Annotated in this window: 16 protein-coding genes; 13 read left to right on the top strand and 3 right to left on the bottom strand. The window is 42.4% G+C overall.

The genetic code is table 11. The features are described 5' to 3' along the window. The first annotated feature begins 357 nt into the window (after positions 1-357). The 13 genes from ODU37_RS03315 to ODU37_RS03255 all read left to right on the top strand — a co-directional run bounded on the left by ODU37_RS03315 (position 358) and on the right by ODU37_RS03255 (position 13,046). Positions 358-1,047 carry a gamma-glutamyl-gamma-aminobutyrate hydrolase family protein gene (locus ODU37_RS03315; RefSeq protein ID WP_105142195.1) on the top strand — a complete coding sequence of 230 codons (690 nt, stop codon included), beginning with the start codon at positions 358-360 and terminating at the stop codon, positions 1,045-1,047. Positions 1,048-1,198: 151 nt separating this feature from the next. Next, on the top strand, positions 1,199-2,056 hold the full coding sequence (locus ODU37_RS03310) for a MetQ/NlpA family ABC transporter substrate-binding protein (RefSeq protein WP_105142196.1): 858 nt from the start codon (positions 1,199-1,201) through the stop codon (positions 2,054-2,056). A gap of 156 nt (positions 2,057-2,212) precedes the next feature. Then, positions 2,213-3,580, top strand: coding sequence for a M20/M25/M40 family metallo-hydrolase (locus tag ODU37_RS03305; protein WP_105142197.1), 1,368 nt, complete (start codon positions 2,213-2,215; stop codon positions 3,578-3,580). Beyond that, complete coding sequence (locus ODU37_RS03300; RefSeq protein ID WP_029751733.1) at positions 3,573-4,637, top strand: methionine ABC transporter ATP-binding protein; 1,065 nt, start codon at positions 3,573-3,575, stop codon at positions 4,635-4,637. The genes ODU37_RS03305 and ODU37_RS03300 overlap by 8 nt, the downstream gene beginning before the upstream one ends. Next, positions 4,638-5,330 (top strand): methionine ABC transporter permease, encoded by a 693-nt coding sequence (locus ODU37_RS03295; protein ID WP_014638544.1) that lies wholly within the window; start codon positions 4,638-4,640, stop codon positions 5,328-5,330. It abuts the gene before it with no gap. Positions 5,331-5,511: 181 nt separating this feature from the next. After that, the gene (locus ODU37_RS03290) at positions 5,512-6,216 is read left to right on the top strand and encodes a B3/4 domain-containing protein (protein WP_105095577.1); all 705 of its coding nucleotides are present in this window, start codon (positions 5,512-5,514) and stop codon (positions 6,214-6,216) included. 266 nt (positions 6,217-6,482) lie between these two features. Then, entirely contained in the window at positions 6,483-6,962 is a 480-nt protein-coding gene (locus ODU37_RS03285; RefSeq protein WP_079398345.1) for a DUF1398 domain-containing protein, read from the top strand. A gap of 310 nt (positions 6,963-7,272) precedes the next feature. Further along, on the top strand, positions 7,273-8,190 hold the full coding sequence (gene glyQ / locus ODU37_RS03280) for a glycine--tRNA ligase subunit alpha (protein WP_002939388.1): 918 nt from the start codon (positions 7,273-7,275) through the stop codon (positions 8,188-8,190). Beyond that, positions 8,190-10,226: a glycine--tRNA ligase subunit beta gene (glyS, locus tag ODU37_RS03275; protein WP_249562352.1), complete on the top strand. Its 2,037-nt coding sequence runs from the start codon at positions 8,190-8,192 to the stop codon at positions 10,224-10,226. Before glyQ ends, glyS begins: the two co-directional genes overlap by 1 nt. 11 nt (positions 10,227-10,237) lie before the next feature. Next, complete coding sequence (locus ODU37_RS03270) at positions 10,238-11,140, top strand: RES domain-containing protein (RefSeq protein WP_249562353.1); 903 nt, start codon at positions 10,238-10,240, stop codon at positions 11,138-11,140. 21 nt (positions 11,141-11,161) lie between these two features. Beyond that, complete coding sequence (locus ODU37_RS03265) at positions 11,162-11,419, top strand: DUF896 family protein (protein WP_002939394.1); 258 nt, start codon at positions 11,162-11,164, stop codon at positions 11,417-11,419. An 80-nt stretch (positions 11,420-11,499) separates the two neighbouring features. Next, positions 11,500-12,576, top strand: a complete 1,077-nt coding sequence (locus tag ODU37_RS03260) for a site-2 protease family protein (RefSeq protein WP_249562354.1) — start codon at positions 11,500-11,502, stop codon at positions 12,574-12,576. A gap of 77 nt (positions 12,577-12,653) precedes the next feature. Next, positions 12,654-13,046, top strand: coding sequence for a hypothetical protein (locus ODU37_RS03255; RefSeq protein WP_249562355.1), 393 nt, complete (start codon positions 12,654-12,656; stop codon positions 13,044-13,046). Between the two features lie 149 nt (positions 13,047-13,195). Here the strand turns inward: ODU37_RS03255 and ODU37_RS03250 are convergent, their stop codons facing one another. From ODU37_RS03250 to ODU37_RS03240, 3 genes are all read right to left on the bottom strand, one after another. Continuing rightward, on the bottom strand, positions 13,196-14,533 hold the full coding sequence (locus ODU37_RS03250) for an MATE family efflux transporter (RefSeq protein ID WP_248019347.1): 1,338 nt from the start codon (positions 14,531-14,533) through the stop codon (positions 13,196-13,198). Positions 14,534-14,853: 320 nt separating this feature from the next. Further along, positions 14,854-15,519, bottom strand: coding sequence for a TrkA family potassium uptake protein (locus ODU37_RS03245; RefSeq protein ID WP_105158834.1), 666 nt, complete (start codon positions 15,517-15,519; stop codon positions 14,854-14,856). 11 nt (positions 15,520-15,530) lie between these two features. Continuing rightward, on the bottom strand, positions 15,531-16,880 hold the full coding sequence (locus ODU37_RS03240) for a TrkH family potassium uptake protein (RefSeq protein ID WP_002938011.1): 1,350 nt from the start codon (positions 16,878-16,880) through the stop codon (positions 15,531-15,533). Positions 16,881-17,001: the final 121 nt, after the last annotated feature.

Here is a 17,001-nt window from a genome sequence, read left to right as displayed (position 1 = left end):
ATGCCCCTATCCTAACAGAAAAAACGACTCTTGTATAATTGTAAAAAATTAGAGGGAGTTATAACTTTTGACTATAACAAATTGAAAGAGAGCTACTTTTTTGATATTTCTTCTATATAAAAGCTTGAAAAAACGCCTGTTTATCAAGCTTGACTTTTTTATGCTGGCTCCAGTATAGTTTTTTACTAAGCGTGGTATAGATTTTATCTATGAAACTGCTAAAGGCAAACTCTTGTTTGTGAGCAATTGTTTATAGGTAGTTCTGATAGTTATTTTTTATCAAGCCATAAAACTTCTATATTAGACAGGGCTAGGTAGCCATGCTACAATGGAAAAAATGAAAGAAAGGGGCTTTTTATGGGAAAAGTTATCATTGGAATTTCAGGAAACGAGCAAGAATTTCCAACTAAATCTGGTAGAACTTATGTAACCGTTGCGAGTGAATTGGCAGATGGTGTGCGTCAGGCAGGTGGTGTACCAATGGTTATTCCTATGGGAACTCCTGACTTAGCCAAGGACTATATCAACATGATTGATAAGTTGATTTTATCAGGCGGTCAGCATGTAGACCCCAGTCTATACGGGCAAGAGCGCTTGATTGATAGTAATGATTACCTCTTGGAACGGGATGAATTTGAACTGGCTTTGATTGAGGAAGCCCTTCATCAGGGAAAACCGATTTTTGCAGTCTGCCGAGGGATGCAGTTGCTGAATGTTGCTCTAGGTGGAAGCTTGGAACAAGAGGTGGCTCATCATTGGCAAGAAGGTATTGCGGGGACATCCCATCGTTTACAAGTGAAACCTAAAAGCCGAATCGGTCAACTGTTTACCCAAGGGAGCCCTATTAATTCCTTCCATCATCAGCGTATTAAAGATTTGGCTCCAGGACTGGTGGCGACAGGTTTGGATCCTAGAGATGGTACGATAGAAGCTTATGAAAGTAGAGGGAACCAAGCTTTGTTTGGTATCCAATGGCATCCAGAATTTTTGCACAATGATTGTAAGCAACATCGAGACCTATTTCAGTATTTAGTAGATATATTTTAAGAGGGGTATCCCTCTTTTTATTATCAATACTTATAATTGCAAGGGTATTTGTTATAACGAAAAGTTATAACTTTCTATAAAAAAAGTCAATTAGTCAGAAAGAAAATTCTGTGTTAAGATAGATACAGTTCTAATTTAAGGAGATCATTTTATGAAATTAAAAAAATTGTTTAGTTTGGCAACAGCTGCTTTATCAGTAGGTGTACTTGCTGCATGTGGTAGCTCGTCTTCTAGCTCTTCATCCGATTCTTCAGCAACAACTGTTCGTGTGGGTGTGATGAGCTTGAGCGATTCTGAGCAAGCCCGTTGGGATAAAGTTCAAGAAATTCTCGGGGACGAAGTGAAGTTGGAATTCACTCAATTTACAGACTATTCACAACCAAACAAGGCAGTTGCTGAAAATGAAGTAGACATCAATGCTTTCCAACACTACAACTTCTTGAATAACTGGAATCAAGAAAATGGTGAAGACTTGGTTGCTATTGCGGATACTTATATCGCACCAATCCGTCTTTACTCAGGTACAGCTGATGGAAAAAATAAGTACACTAAAGTGGAAGAAATTCCAGATGGTGCAGAAATTGCGGTTCCAAACGACCCAACAAACGAAAGCCGTGCCCTTTACCTTCTTCAAGCAGCTGGTTTGATCAAGGTTGGTGTATCCGGTACAGAATTGGCAACTATTGCTGATATTACTGAAAACAAGAAAAACTTGAAAATTACTGAGTTGGATGCAAGCCAAACAGCAAGCTCACTTAGCTCTGTTGATGCAGCAGTTGTAAACAACACCTTCGTATTGGAAGCTGGTTTGAATTACAAAAATGCCCTTTACAAAGAGCAAAAAGATGAAAATTCAAAACAGTGGTACAACTTGATTGCAGCTCGTAGCGATTGGGAAAAATCAGAGCAAGCAGCAGCGATTAAGAAAATTATCGAAGCCTACCACACGGATGAAGTGAAAAAAGTTATTGAAGAGACTTCAGACGGTATGGATGAGCCAGTTTGGTAAAATGTAAATAGGTTGAGGACTGGGCAGAATTGTTCAGCCCTCTATCTGTTTTTATAGAGATAAGAAAAAATCTCTTAACCAAAGTCAGAAATGTGGGAGAATATTTGATTTTGGTTAGTAGATTTAATTGGTTTTCATTGAGTATGAGGAGAAAGTATGGCAGATAGTAAAGTTCAAGCATTTGAAAATGATGCGATTATTCAAACCTATTTTGAAAAGTTGAAGGTCTTGATTTCAAAGAAATCCATTTTTGCTCAGCAGATTGGTTTGCTGGATGTGGCGACTTACTTGAAAGATATGTTTGAAGAAGCTGGTGCAGAGGTTGTTTTGGATGATAGTTATGCAGCACCCTTTGTCATGGCTAGGTTTGAGGCTTCGGTTCCAGATGCGAAAACATTGATTTTCTACAATCATTATGATACAGTACCTGCAGATGTCGATCAGGTCTGGGAGAAGGGCAACCCCTTTGAATTGACCATTTCCGATGGCTATATCTATGGTCGCGGGGTGGACGATGACAAGGGCCATATCACAGCTCGTCTGTCGGCCTTGAAAAAATATCAGTCTAGACAGAATGGCCATTTACCAGTCAATGTGATTTTTATTATGGAGGGGGCAGAGGAGTCAGCTTCTGTTGACTTGGACAAATACCTTTCAAAATATAAAGAACATTTGATTGGTGCTGATTTGCTTGTCTGGGAGCAGGGGCATCGCAATAGCCTACATCAGCTAGAAATTGCTGGTGGGAATAAGGGAATTGTGACCTTCGATCTTCAGGTTAAATCAGCTGACTTGGATATTCATTCTTCCTATGGTGGTGTCATTGATTCGGCAAGCTGGTATTTATTATCAGCACTTCAATCCATGCGGGCTGCAGATGGGCAAATTCTGGTAGATGGCATTTACGAGCAGGTTCAAGAGCCAAATGAGCGTGAATTGGCCTTGGTGGAAGAATTTGCACTGGCTACCAGTCAGTCTATGACGGATATTTATGGACTAACCCTTCCAACCTTGGTAGAAGATCGTCGTGAGTTTCTGAAGCGTTTGTATTTTGAGCCATCGATTACCATTGAAGGCTTGTCAACTGGCTATCTTGGTCAAGGTGTCAAGACCATCATACCAGCTCAGGCTTCTGCTAAGATGGAAGTTCGTCTGGTACCTGGGTTGGAGCCACATGATGTATTAGATAAGATTCGACAGCATTTGGACAAACATGGTTTTGACAAAGTTGAGGTTGTCTTCACTCTAGGAGAGATGAGCTACCGAAGTGATATGTCGCACCCTGCCATTGTCAATGTGATTGAATTGGCCAAAAAATTGACACCAGAAGGAGTTGCTGTTTTGCCGACGTCACCGGGGACAGGCCCCATGCACACAGTCTTTCATGCTCTAGGTGTGCCGATTGCAGGATTTGGATTAGGAAATGCCAACAGTCGTGACCATGCAGGTGATGAAAATGTCAGCATTGCTGACTACTATAGCCATGTTGAATTAGTAGAGGAGTTAATTGCAAGTTATGAGTAAGGAAATGATTAAGCTAGATAATATTGATGTAACTTTCCAGCAGAAAAAACGGACCATCGAAGCGGTAAAGGATGTGACCATCCATATCAATCAAGGGGATATTTACGGTATCGTAGGTTATTCTGGAGCAGGGAAATCTACCCTTGTTCGAGTGATTAATTTATTGCAGGTGCCGACAGCGGGTAAAATTACTATCGATGAGGATGTAATTTACGAGGGAGAAAAGGTCACACTTACCCCAGCTCAATTGCGGAGCAAACGCCGTGAAATCGGCATGATTTTCCAGCATTTCAATCTGATGGCTCAAATGACGGCAGAAGAAAACGTAGCCTTTGCCCTTAAGCATTCGGGTTTGAGCAAGGAAGAGAAGAAAGAAAAAGTTGCTAAGTTGTTGGACTTGGTTGGGCTCTCTGACCGTGCTGAAAACTATCCAGCTCAGTTGTCTGGTGGTCAAAAACAACGTGTTGCCATTGCGCGTGCCTTGGCCAATGATCCAAAGATCTTGATTTCTGATGAGTCTACTTCAGCCTTGGATCCGAAAACAACTAAGCAGATTTTGGCACTTTTGCAGGAATTGAATGAAAAATTGGGCTTGACTATTGTTATGATTACCCATGAGATGCAGATTGTAAAAGACATTTGTAACCGTGTGGCGGTCATGCAGGATGGTCGCTTGATCGAAGAAGGTTCAGTTTTAGAAATCTTCTCTCATCCAAAGGAAGAATTGACCCAGGATTTCATCAAAACAGCAACAGGAATTGATGAGGCCTTGGTGAAAATTTACCAGCAGGATATTGTTAAGAATTTGCCTGAGAACAGTATCTTAGTTCAATTGAAATATGCTGGTTCAAATACGGATACGGCGATTGTCAATGATTTGTATAAATTCTATCAAGTATCTGCCAATATTCTTTATGGCAATATTGAAATTTTAGACCATACGCCAGTCGGTGAGATGGTGGTGATCTTATCAGGTGAACCTGGTCAGTTGCACCGTGCGATTGAGGTAGTGACGGAGGCGCGTGTGGAAGTGACGATTTTGAAAGGAGCAAATTAGATGTTAGAATGGATTCAAACGAATTTTCCAGATATTTATAAATTGGGCTGGGATGGTCAGACAGGTTGGTTAACACATTTTAATTTGACCCTCTATATGACCTTTGTTTCCTTTGCTTTTGGTGGATTTATGGGCTTGGTGTCTGGTTTATTCTTGGTTTTGACAGGTCCACGTGGGGTTATTGCCAATAAAACGGTTTATTGGATTTTGGACAAGGTGGCTTCTATCTTCCGTGCCATTCCTTTTATTATCTTGTTGGCAGCTATTGCTCCTTTGACAAAAATTATTGTTGGAAAAACCATTGGTACAGAGGCGGCTTTGGTGCCGCTCGCCCTTTCAGTCTTTCCGTTCTTTGCACGTCAGGTTGAAGTGGTCTTGTCAGAATTAGACCGTGGTGTCATTGAAGCGGCTCAGGCATCAGGTGCGACTTTCTGGGATATTGTCCTTGTCTATCTGCGTGAGGGTCTGCCTGACTTGATTCGTGTGACGACATTTGCCCTGGTTTCCTTGGTTGGCTATACAGCCATGGCAGGAGCTATCGGAGCAGGTGGTTTGGGACAGGTTGCGCTATCATACGGCTACCTACGGTATAATAATGATGTGACCTTTTTAGCAACTCTTTTGATTTTAGTTATCATCTTCGTAATCCAGTTTATTGGAGATTTCTTGACGAGAAAGATTAGTCATAGATAGTTATTTAGTTGTGTTTTTTCAAATTTTGGATAGTCCTTGACTTATTTAAAGCATTTTTATACAATAAATTTAATTAAATAAACACTGCCACCGGGTAGTCATGCAACAGCATTTTATGAACGTCGTTAGGTCTTAGAAGATGTTCATAGGGTGCTGATTTTTCTATAAAAGGAGTGAGAATATGTCACAATTTGTTGTTGATTCATCTTTTTGGAGTCTATTTCCAGATGCAAAAATTGGAGTTCTATTATTGAAAGATTATAAAACGCCGGCACAATCACCTGATGAGTTAGTGAAATTACTGGAAGAAAGCAACGGAATTGCCCAGAAATTTCTTACGGAAGATACCTTTAGTGAGAATGAGGTCATTCGTACATATCGTCAAGCCTATCAAAAATTTAAAACAAAAAAAGGCGCGCGTTCTAGTATCGAAGCACTTTTGAAACGTTCAACTAGTGACCGTCCAGTCACAACAATTTCTCCATTAGTGGACATTTATAATGCGGCGAGTTTACGTTTTGGTCTTCCATGTGGTGCTGAAGATTTAGATACATTTGTAGGAAATCTCCAACTAACGGTCACTGAGGGTGGGGATGAATTCTATCTCATTGGTGATGAAACCAATAATCCAACTTTACCAGGTGAAGTTTGCTATAAGGATGATAAAGGCGCCGTTTGTCGCTGTTTCAATTGGCGCGATGGTGAGCGAACCATGATTACGGATGAGACAAAGAATGCTTTCTTGGTCATGGAGTTGGTCAATTCTGATAGAGTAGAAGATTTGGAAAATGCCCTTGATTTTATCAGTCAACACGCAGAAAAATTCTTGGGAGTAGTACCAGAAAAATATCTACTAGATTGCGATACGCCTGCAATAGCCTTGTAGGATTTGTCAGTGGGATTGTGTTCGGATAAATAGTGGTCTTTCTAGACAAATGCTGATTTTTCTGCTACAATACTAAGCATGAAAGAAGGTTGTTTCAAAAGCCTGTCTAGCGAGCTTGGGAGAGTGAAAGCCAAGCCAGTCTTGAAATAATTGGCACTTTCCCAGTCGTGACCATGTCCGACTCAATCAGAATCATACAAATGAAGTAATAAATTAGGGTGGAACCGCGTTCTCAACGCCCCTATGTCTGTTGACAGGGGAAGAGAATGTGGTTCTTTTTGTCTGCCGACCGAGTATTTCTTGTTTTTCATCTCAAGGTGAAAGACAGCTACTATAAAGAAAGGAGACCAATGTTCACCTTAGAAAATATCAATCGCGGTCATGAACAGTTTACTGGGCCTGATTTTCCCAAACTGATTGCCTATTTTAAGGACTTGGGTATGGTGGAAAATACTGTGGACATCCAGTCTGGTCAGGTTGTCTATCGTTCGAAGGCAGATCAAACTCTGGAAAAGCAGGGCTATAAAGTGACGATACCTGTTTCGGACCGAGTCAATCTGGACCAGTTTGTGACTATCTTACGCAATCATCAGGCTGGACAAACAGATTTTCTCACCTTCTGTCAAGAAACAGCAGAAGCAGGTATTTACAAGTGGGTCATTGACCTAGAAGCCATGACCTGTTCCTACATGGACAAAGCAGAGCAGGCTGTTTTTGTGGAAACCATACCGAGTGTGGAGAACTAGCAATTTTGAAATATAATAGAAAGAAGGAAAATATGTCTAAAAAGTTGACTTTCCACAGTGTCAGTGGCATAGTCTCCTTTCAGCCGAATTGCCACACGCTCATCGCTAGGGCGACTGAGCTAGACGCTGTACTAGTTCGCCTTTCCTAGCAATATCGGCTAGGAAGGCTCACGTCGCAAGAACATCGTCATCTAGTTTATCTTTTATTACGTCGTTAACTCGCTTTGCCGTACCTCAGTACTGCCTGCAGCTCGTTGCCTAGTACTAAAAGTAAACTAAAAGACTTATAATTAAAGAAAGAAGGAAGAATATGTCAAAGAAACTTACATTTCAAGAGATTATCTTGACCTTACAACAATTTTGGAATGAGCAGGGGTGCTTGCTCATGCAGGCTTATGATACGGAAAAGGGTGCGGGTACCATGAGCCCCTACACTTTCTTGCGTGCTATCGGTCCTGAGCCTTGGAATGCGGCTTATGTGGAACCTTCTCGTCGTCCTGCGGACGGTCGTTACGGAGAAAACCCAAACCGTTTGTATCAACACCACCAATTCCAAGTAGTTATGAAACCATCTCCATCTAACATCCAAGAACTCTACTTGGAATCTTTGGAGCGTTTGGGGATTAATCCTTTGGAGCATGATATTCGTTTCGTTGAGGACAACTGGGAAAACCCGTCAACAGGTTCTGCTGGTCTGGGCTGGGAAGTTTGGCTGGATGGGATGGAAATCACCCAATTTACCTACTTCCAACAGGTTGGCGGTTTGGCGACAGGTCCAGTCACAGCCGAAGTAACTTATGGTTTGGAACGTTTGGCATCCTATATCCAAGAAGTTGACTCCGTTTATGATATTGAGTGGGCTGACGGTGTCAAATACGGCGAGATCTTCATCCAGCCAGAGTATGAGCATTCAAAATACTCCTTTGAAGTATCAGACCAAGATATGCTCCTTGAAAATTTCACTAAGTTTGAAAAAGAAGCAGAGCGGGCTTTGGAAGAAGGCTTAGTTCACCCAGCTTTCGACTATGTGCTCAAATGCTCTCACACCTTTAACCTGTTGGATGCCCGTGGAGCTGTGTCTGTAACCGAGCGTGCAGGCTACATTGCCCGTATCCGTAACCTTGCCCGTGTCGTTGCCAAAACCTTTGTGGCAGAGCGGAAGAAACTCGGTTTCCCACTTTTAGACGAAGCAACACGAGCAGAATTGTTGAAGGAGGACGCAGAATAATGACAAAGAATTTACTTGTTGAACTTGGCTTGGAAGAAATTCCTGCTTATATCGTAACCCCATCCATGCACCAGTTGCGTGACCGCATGGCGACTTTTTTGACAGACAATCGCTTGGCTTTTGATAGCATCGATGTCTTTTCAACACCGCGCCGTTTGGCTGTTCGTGTCCGTGGTTTGGCAGACCAGCAGACTGATCTTACAGAAGATTTCAAGGGTCCTGCTAAGAAGATTGCCTTGGATGCAGACGGGAACTTCACTAAAGCTGCAGAAGGCTTTGTCCGTGGCAAAGGCTTGACGACAGCGGACATCGAATTCCGCGAGATCAAGGGTGAAGAGTATGTCTACGTGACCAAGCATGAAGCGGGTCAGCCAGCTAAGGCAGTCTTGGCAGGCATTCCAGAGGTCTTGAAGGCTATGACCTTCCCTGTCAGCATGAACTGGGCGTCCAACAAATTCGCCTACATCCGTCCTGTCCACACCTTGACCGTTCTCTTGGACGATGAAGCATTGGATATGGATTTCTTGGACATTACATCAGCTCGCATCAGCCGTGGTCATCGTTTCCTTGGAAATGAAACTGAGATTACAAGTGCAGATTCTTACGAGGCTGATTTGCGTGCACAGTTTGTTATCACTGATCCCGCAGAGCGTCAAAATATGATTGTCGAGCAAATCAAGGCTATCGAGGACAAACACAATGTGACAGTTGAGATTGATGAGGATTTGCTCAATGAAGTTCTCAACCTGGTCGAGTATCCAACTGCCTTCATGGGTTCTTTTGACACCAAATACTTGGAAGTGCCAGAGGAAGTTTTGGTAACTTCCATGAAAAACCACCAGCGCTACTTCGTGGTGCGTGATAAGGCTGGCAAACTCTTGCCAAACTTCATCTCTGTCCGCAACGGGAATGACCAGTACCTTGACAATGTCATCAAAGGGAATGAAAAAGTCTTGGTGGCCCGTTTGGAAGACGGCGAGTTCTTCTGGCGTGAAGACCAAAAACTCAAGATTGCTGACTTGGTGGAACGCCTCAAAGTCGTGACCTTCCATGAGAAAATCGGCTCACTTTACGAGCACATGGCACGTACCAAGGTTATCGCAGAAAAACTGGCTGACTTGGCTGGCTTGTCTGCGGATGAAAAAGCAGATGTGGCGCGTGCGGCGGACATCTACAAGTTTGACCTCTTGACAGGCATGGTTGGTGAGTTTGATGAATTGCAAGGGATTATGGGTGAGAAGTATGCCCTTCTTGCAGGGGAAAAACCTGCGGTGGCAGCGGCAATCCGTGAGCACTACTTGCCAAACTCAGCAGAAGGCGAATTGCCTGAGAGCAAGGTCGGTGCGGTCTTGGCACTGGCTGATAAATTTGATACCCTCCTATCCTTCTTCTCTGTTGGTTTGATTCCTTCTGGCTCAAACGACCCTTACGCTCTTCGTCGTGCGACACAGGGTATCGTTCGAATCTTGGAAGCCTTTGGTTGGGAAATTCCATTGGATCAGTTGATTGCGGAGCTCTACAGCTTGAACTTTGCTAGCTTGACTTATGACAACCAGTCAGCTGTGATGGACTTTATCCGTGCTCGTGTAGAGAAGATGATGGATAAGAGCATTCCGAAAGACATCCGCGAGGCTGTGCTTGCTAGCTCAACCTTTGTCGTTAGACTACAACTGGCAGCCAGCTCAGCTATTTTCCAAAAATCAAAAGAGGCTGACTACAAGGAAGCCGTGGAAAACTTGTCGCGGGTTTTCAACTTGGCTGAAAAGGCGGAGGCGACTGCGATTGACGAGGCTCTCTTTGAAAATGAGCAGGAGAAAGCCCTTGCTGCAGCAGTATCTAGCTTGGAGTTGACGGAAGACATGGCGGGCAACTTGGACAAGCTCTTTGCTCTCAGCCCAGTCATCGCGGCCTTCTTCGACAATACCATGGTTATGGCGGACGACGCAGCGGTCAAAGCCAACCGTTTGGCTCTATTGAAAGCCTTGGCGGACAAGGCAAGTGCTGTGGCGGTCTTCAATCTCTTGAATACGAAATAGAAATATTATTTATGAAAAGAAAAGATTTTGTAACATTTTTAAATCAGTTTGGTTTATCTTTTCAAGATTTTCAAAAAAGCTGGTTTAATTCACGTCAAATACAAATTGTGAACGATACGGCCATACAAGATACGAAAGAGGTACGTTATAGAAAGGTTTCTAGCTATCTTGATAGTGTATCAGATAAAGGGTTAAAATCTCTCTATTCTGAAATAGATAAGTATACTAGTAGTCCAGATGCTGATAGATTCGAACACATCAAACAAGAAATTTCTAAGAGAATTTCCATGGCAGGTAAGGGCGTCTTTCGCAAACAAACCTATGCATTAGGGCGAGGGACTAAGCTATATAGAATAGTTAGATTACCCGATGACAACAAAGAGGTTTCAACATTTAAGGAAATAGTTCCGATAAAATTTGTAAAACAATACAGATTGAATAGGGGAGATGAGCAAATGTTTTATGCTGCGTTTTCTAAGGACGTTGCAATTGCTGAAACAGGCGTTACAAATTCAGTGGATAAGTATGCATTACTTACATATGAAGTAAAATCAGATGTTGACCTGATTGCAATCGTTAGGAATTCAAACATTTTAGATCCAACAGATAAATTCACGAAATTTTATGGAGCTAAGTCTAATGAAATTTTGGTTAATATCTTCTCAAGACCAGCCAGCCCTAATGGTTCTGAATATGAACTTTCAAATTATATTAGAAGATGTAGTGAGTTTTCTTTAGATGCCGAGCATTCAGGTTGGATTTATCCGTCTGTTAAAAGTATAAATACTGATGGAATTGATTATCGGACATCTTGCGTGGCATTTCCATTAGACCATTATCTAAATGTTGTTAATCTAGATAGTGTAGAGTGGGAATTTAGTCAAGCTTGTGAAGGTATTGATTATAATTATTAGCTTTTTGAAGAAAGGTTTATTATGGAACAAGCAAAAATCGATCGCATCAACGAACTGGCTCGCAAGAAAAAGGCGGAAGGCTTGACAGAAGAGGAATTGCAGGAACAGGCAGCTCTTCGTGAGGAGTACATCGAGGGTTACCGCCGTAGCGTGCGTGCCCATATTGAAGGTATCAAGGTTGTCGATGAAGACGGCAATGATGTGACGCCTGAAAAACTCCGTCAAGTCCAACGTGAAAAAGGTTTGCACGGACGTAGCTTGGACGACCCTAATTCCTAAGAATAAGGTTGCCAAAAAAACAAGCAAAGACTAGGTTTCCTAGTCTTTTTCTGTTATACTATATCAAAAGGAGGTTTGCTATGAAAAAAGTGTGGAATTGGTTTGTTATAGGTGTTTCTGTTCTTTGTGGTTTCGCGAGTGCCATGTATTCGACTTATGGGATGGCTCAGCTGTTACCAGAAAATGATTCCTTCCATGGATTGTGGGTGTTTGGTCTAGGTTATGTCTGGTTTCTAGGTAGTTTTTACCTAACCCTCATTCTCCATGAACTGGGGCATGCTTTCTTTGGTTGGTTGACAGGTTTTGACTTGGTGGCACTTGGCTTGGGCAATCGCTTGTTGGTCAAGACTGACCAGGGCTGGAAATGGAAGAAAACCGTGATTGTGCAAGGAGCAGCGGCTCAGTATATCGGAGTCAAAAGAGACGAGAATGACCCTCGGGCAATTTTGATGTTTGCAGGTGGCCTGATTGTTCATCTCAGTCTCATCCTTATTTCTGTTTTGATTGGGTTCTTGACAGGGCATTGGAGTCTGCCCCTATCGCAAATCCTCCTCAATCTAGCCTTGTTTATCCTCAACGCCAACCCTTCTGGTATGGCGGATGGAGCTAAGATTCAGGAGTTGCGTACTCATCCTGAGTATAGCCGATTGGTTTATCAAGCGCTTAGACATACCTCTCAAGTCATGGTGGCTCCAACTGCTGCGAATTTAAGTGATTTTGTCATGGACTTGCCAATCTTGCCTGGTCATTTGCCACAGATTCACTATCTTAACTGGACGGAAGTACTGATTTTCAACGGGGAGTATCAAGAAGCCCAGGAACGCTTGGAAAAAGTGATAGCGACATCGGACAATGATTATATCGTGAAGCTGGCGAAACTTGTACTGTTAGAAGTCTATATCTTGCAAGGTTTGAATGAAGAGGCTAAGAACTTGGGTCAGGACAAACAAGTCAAGTCCTTGCTCAAATACCCTATGGGAAATTACCAAGTCCTAGCTGCTCTCTACCACCAGCGTATTACTCGAGATAGTAAAGTCTTGAAAAAATCTCTGGCTCAGGCTAAAAAAATTCTACCCAACAGTCCGCTCTTGGCTGATGAACAGGATTATTATAGCAAGCTCTTGACAGAAGTTGAGTTAGAAAGTCAATTGCCATAGTAGATTATTTTGACTTGTGTTTGCGATAAAATTTATGTTAAAATAGGGACGGAGACAAATAGATAGGGAGGTTGGTCATGAAAAAAATGATGTATGCCTTGTTGGTGCTTGCCTATGTTGCAATTGCTTATTTGTCAGTCTATATACTTCCTCATTATTATGTAGGTGCGATAATGGGAGCGGCAGGAGCTAGTATTGGTGCTAGTTACAAACAGTTCAAGGAAGTAAAAGCTTTTCCTGACAAAGCCTTGTCGGCTTATGTTAAGTGGGATAAGAAAAAGGCAAGTAGTTTGTTATTGGTCCTTCTGGGAATATTCCTTGTTGTCAGCCTTGTGCTGGAATTTAATTGGCAATATGGCTTAGCTTTTGTAGTAGCGATCAGCTATGCTATGCTTTGGAATGTCCTTCATATCCAATTCTTACGAAAATATTATTTTAAAAGGGAGTGGGAAAGAACTCGACCAGTCTAAAAAGAGTTCGTCTTCCCACCCCCGCACAGTTGATTAGGTCAGATTTGGAGTGTGAAACACGAACAAATCTGCCAATCAACCACTGCGCTGAGATGTTGACACGAACTCTGAGAAGCGAGGCTGGACTTTCTGCCCAGCCTCTTTCTTTTCTAAATACTTTGTCCAGCTTTTAATTTTTTCATAAAGATGATGGAACTTGGAATCAGGACGATGATGCTTCCGATCCAGGCGGCGGGGTTAGCAGCGGCGGTTCCATAGAAGCCGAAATACTGCATGCCGATGATGGCGACTGCTGCTCGGAAAATCAATTCTCCAAAGCCTGCTAGTGTTGGGATAAAGCCTTTGCCAAGTCCCTGAATAAAGCTACGAAGAATAAAGAGGGAAGCAACAATCCAGTAACAAGAGCCGTTAATGATGTAGTAAACAAGAGCCAAGTTCAGCACTGTTTGACTGGCATTTGGCAGAAAGAGACCAGAGAAGAAGCGATTGCCCAAGATGAGAATGACCGCAAATACAATGGCCCAAGCAATGCTGAGTAGTAATGAGTGGCGCACTCCTTCTCGAATACGGTCATAGAGCTTGGCACCGTAGTTCTGAGCAGTAAAGGTTGCGATAGCCAAACCCAGATTGACCATGGGCAGCATAGCCAACTGGTCAGTACGAAGGGCAATGGCCTGGGCGGCGATTGCGTCTGTTCCTAGTTGGTTAACCATAAACTGCAAGGTCATGGCTCCGATGGCGATAATACTGGCTTGAAATCCCATTGGAAAAGCAAGCTGGGCATGTTTCTTGAGATTACCTCTATCCAATTTTAAATCAGCTAGTCCGATATGATAGTGAGGTACCTTGTGGATAATGTAAAAAATAAGAAAGAGGACCGAACAGGCTTGGGCAAGGATAGTTGCAAAGCCAGCTCCGAAAACGCCCCAGTTCATAACTAAGATAAAGAAAAAATCCAGACCGATATTGATAAAACAAGCGATAACTAGAGCCAGTAGAGGTGTTTTAGAGTTTCCGAGACTGCGTAGGGCTGAAGACAGGAAATTATAAAAAATAGTAAAGGTCAATCCTCCAAACATGGCCGTTAGAAAGGCATGGGAGTGGTCGATGATACTCACAGGCGTTTGCATTAAGACCAAGATAGGTTTCAAAAAAGCTAAGGCTGAGACTGTTAGTAAAAGGCTGATGAGGGAAGCGTAGAAGAGTCCGTGGACAAAAGATTTTTTAAGCCCCTCTAAGTCGCCAGCTCCAAAGCGTTGGGCAGAAATAATGGTTAATCCATTGGTAACACCTTGGGCAAAACCGATGATTAAAAAAATCAGGCTGGCTGTCGAACCGACACTTGCAAAGGCGTCCTTTCCCAAAGTATGCCCCACAATCATGGAATCAGCAAAATTATAGGCCAGTTGAAAAAAAGATCCAATCAACAAGGGAATAGCGAATTGTAAGATGACCGCAATCGGCTTTCCTTTGGTTAAATCATTCATAACGTCTCCTTTTGACAGATGATAAGCCCACTAGATAAATGATAGTCTAGTAGGCTTTCTAGGGATAAAATATTTCTCCTGAAAACGGAGTATAGGGCGTAAATTTGTTATTTATACTCTTCGAAAATCAAAATCAGACGTTGTTGACTTGATTTGATGAGTGAAAGGCTCCAGTGGAGCCTTTCAGCCTGTTACCTTGAAACAAAATGGTAACAGGGTTCTATCTGCGTAAGTAGTAACGAACTACGTTCGCCCTATCTCCAACCTCCAAAGGTTCCCCAAACCTTTGGAGCTAGTCTGTTTTTGATTTTCATTGAGTATTAATTTGTCAGTTCTTCAAAATGATCGACAGTATTATGGTCTGTTACTGCTAAGATGAGTTCGTCAGATTTGAAGACATAGTCAGGAGTCAGTTGGATGTTTAATTCCTGATTTTCGCAACTTCGGTAACCGATGATATTGAGTTTATAATGTTGGCGGAGTTTTAATTCGCCGAGTGTTTTTCCAATCCATTTTACTGGCGGGTGAAACTCGACAATGGAAACATTGCCTTCGAGCTCAAAGAGGCTGGTTGTATCGCGGTGGAGTAGTTGTTTTGCTAGAGAAATACCTGTTTCACGTTCAGGAGAAATAACCTTATCGGCACCGACACGAAGAAGGACTTCTTTCGCAGTTGTTCCTTTGACTTTGACAATGACCATAGGAACACCTAGAACTTTGCTATGCATGACAGCCAGAACACTGGATTCCAAGTTTTCGCCAGTAGCTACAACAACAGCATCGCAGTTACCGATTCCTGCTGCACGTAGGAGCGATCGATCGGTGATGTCTCCGACAATACCGCGCGTGAGAATAGGTTCTAGATGATTGATACGTTGCTCATGATTATCAATAGCAATGATATTGCAATCGTAATTGTGTAATGTTTTTGCAATGGTAGTACCAAAAACTCCCAAGCCGAGAATTCCGATAGTATAGTTTGGCATGATTTCTCCTTTTAAACAAGCATAGATGATTTTGCGTATTGAAGACTTTCGGTTTTAGATAATTTTCGAACAGAAAGGCTTGCGAGAATAGATAGTGGACCGATACGGCCGAAGAACATGAGCGCCATAATGACTGCTTGACCGGCCATGGTTAGGCTTGGAGTCAGATTTGCTGTAACACCCACAGTGGCTAATGCTGACATGACCTCGAACATTAAAAATAGAAGTGGTTGTCGGTCATCTGTTAAGGCAAGTGCGAAGAGTCCTATGATAAACATAAGCAGGAAGACTGAGAATGTCGCAAAAGCTTTGCGGATGCTGAGGTTATCAATGGTTCGTCCCATAAAGTTGGTATGAGGGAGACCGAGAATTTCACTACGAGCATAGAGCACTAAGGTTAGGAAGGCGGTTATTTTAATACCGCCGGCTGTTCCACCTGGGGCTCCGCCAAGCATCATCTGAAAGATATAGAGCAAGAGGGTGATTGGTTCAGCCTTCGTGTAGTCGATACTGGCAAAACCAGCGGTTCGCATGGTGACCGTCTGGAAAAAGCTGGCTAATAATTTATGACCAAATGATAGTTGCCCGATAGTAGAAGGGTTATTCCATTCGGTGAGTAAGGTAGTCAGAGTTCCGAGGGTTAGTATAATGGCTGTTAGGCCTAGAACAATCTTTGTATGGAACCCTAGTTTTCGTAGGCTACGTTTTTGCCCGATTTGTGTCTGAAGGTCAAACCAAACCGAGAATCCAAGACCTCCCATAATAATGAGACTGGCTAATGTTATGTTGATTAGAGGATTATCTACATAGCGCATGATGCTAGTTGCGCCAAAATTATCAAAACCAGCATTACAAAAGGCTGATATAGCTACGAAAATCGAGGTAAATAAACCTCTTGCCCATCCAAATTCAGGTACAAAATGAAAGGACAGTAAGAGGGCTCCAAAGGCTTCGACCGCCAAGGTAAAACCAAAAGCTGATTTGAGGAAGTTACGAAAATATTTTGTGTCAGATCGGTTTAGAGCCTCTTGTAAGGTCGCCATATTGATGAAATTCATTTTACGACCACCGCGTAGAGCGAAGAGACCGATAAATCCTATCAAGCTCAAACCACCAATTTGGATTAACATCATACAGATAATCTGTCCAAAAGTAGAATAGGTTTCAGCAACGGCTTTGGTAAATAGCCCTGTCACACAAACCATGGAGACAGATGTGAAGAGATGATCCCAATAACTTGCTGTAGAGGTGCTAATTTGTGAGATGGGAAGACTTAGTAAAATTGATCCAGTCAGAATCACGAATAAGAAACTGATAATGATTCGCTGACTGGGAGAAAGTTTGATCCTAAATGGTGACATAATTCTACCTTTTCTCAAAAAAATAAAAGATGAAGATATTGTAGCACAAAAGAAAGAAAATGTACGACTAAAACACGCAAAGAACCTGATTTTTTTCTCTTCTTGAAAGCTTCATTATTTT

It is taken from the genome of Streptococcus sp. 2021WUSS109 (assembly GCF_044427305.1).
In the GTDB taxonomy this organism is placed as follows: Bacteria; Bacillota; Bacilli; order Lactobacillales; family Streptococcaceae; genus Streptococcus; species Streptococcus suis.
The sequence above is the reverse complement of the archived record's forward strand: the minus strand, read 5'-3'. Positions and strand labels throughout refer to the sequence as shown.

Coding starts and splice junctions, on each gene's coding strand:
- ODU37_RS03315 (WP_105142195.1), top strand. CDS start 358: ATGGGAAAAGTTATCATTGGAATTTCAGGAAACGAGCAAGAATTTCCA.
- ODU37_RS03310 (WP_105142196.1), top strand. CDS start 1,199: ATGAAATTAAAAAAATTGTTTAGTTTGGCAACAGCTGCTTTATCAGTA.
- ODU37_RS03305 (WP_105142197.1), top strand. CDS start 2,213: ATGGCAGATAGTAAAGTTCAAGCATTTGAAAATGATGCGATTATTCAA.
- ODU37_RS03300 (WP_029751733.1), top strand. CDS start 3,573: ATGAGTAAGGAAATGATTAAGCTAGATAATATTGATGTAACTTTCCAG.
- ODU37_RS03295 (WP_014638544.1), top strand. CDS start 4,638: ATGTTAGAATGGATTCAAACGAATTTTCCAGATATTTATAAATTGGGC.
- ODU37_RS03290 (WP_105095577.1), top strand. CDS start 5,512: ATGTCACAATTTGTTGTTGATTCATCTTTTTGGAGTCTATTTCCAGAT.
- ODU37_RS03285 (WP_079398345.1), top strand. CDS start 6,483: ATGTGGTTCTTTTTGTCTGCCGACCGAGTATTTCTTGTTTTTCATCTC.
- glyQ (WP_002939388.1), top strand. CDS start 7,273: ATGTCAAAGAAACTTACATTTCAAGAGATTATCTTGACCTTACAACAA.
- glyS (WP_249562352.1), top strand. CDS start 8,190: ATGACAAAGAATTTACTTGTTGAACTTGGCTTGGAAGAAATTCCTGCT.
- ODU37_RS03270 (WP_249562353.1), top strand. CDS start 10,238: ATGAAAAGAAAAGATTTTGTAACATTTTTAAATCAGTTTGGTTTATCT.
- ODU37_RS03265 (WP_002939394.1), top strand. CDS start 11,162: ATGGAACAAGCAAAAATCGATCGCATCAACGAACTGGCTCGCAAGAAA.
- ODU37_RS03260 (WP_249562354.1), top strand. CDS start 11,500: ATGAAAAAAGTGTGGAATTGGTTTGTTATAGGTGTTTCTGTTCTTTGT.
- ODU37_RS03255 (WP_249562355.1), top strand. CDS start 12,654: ATGAAAAAAATGATGTATGCCTTGTTGGTGCTTGCCTATGTTGCAATT.
- ODU37_RS03250 (WP_248019347.1), bottom strand. CDS start 14,533: ATGAATGATTTAACCAAAGGAAAGCCGATTGCGGTCATCTTACAATTC.
- ODU37_RS03245 (WP_105158834.1), bottom strand. CDS start 15,519: ATGCCAAACTATACTATCGGAATTCTCGGCTTGGGAGTTTTTGGTACT.
- ODU37_RS03240 (WP_002938011.1), bottom strand. CDS start 16,880: ATGTCACCATTTAGGATCAAACTTTCTCCCAGTCAGCGAATCATTATC.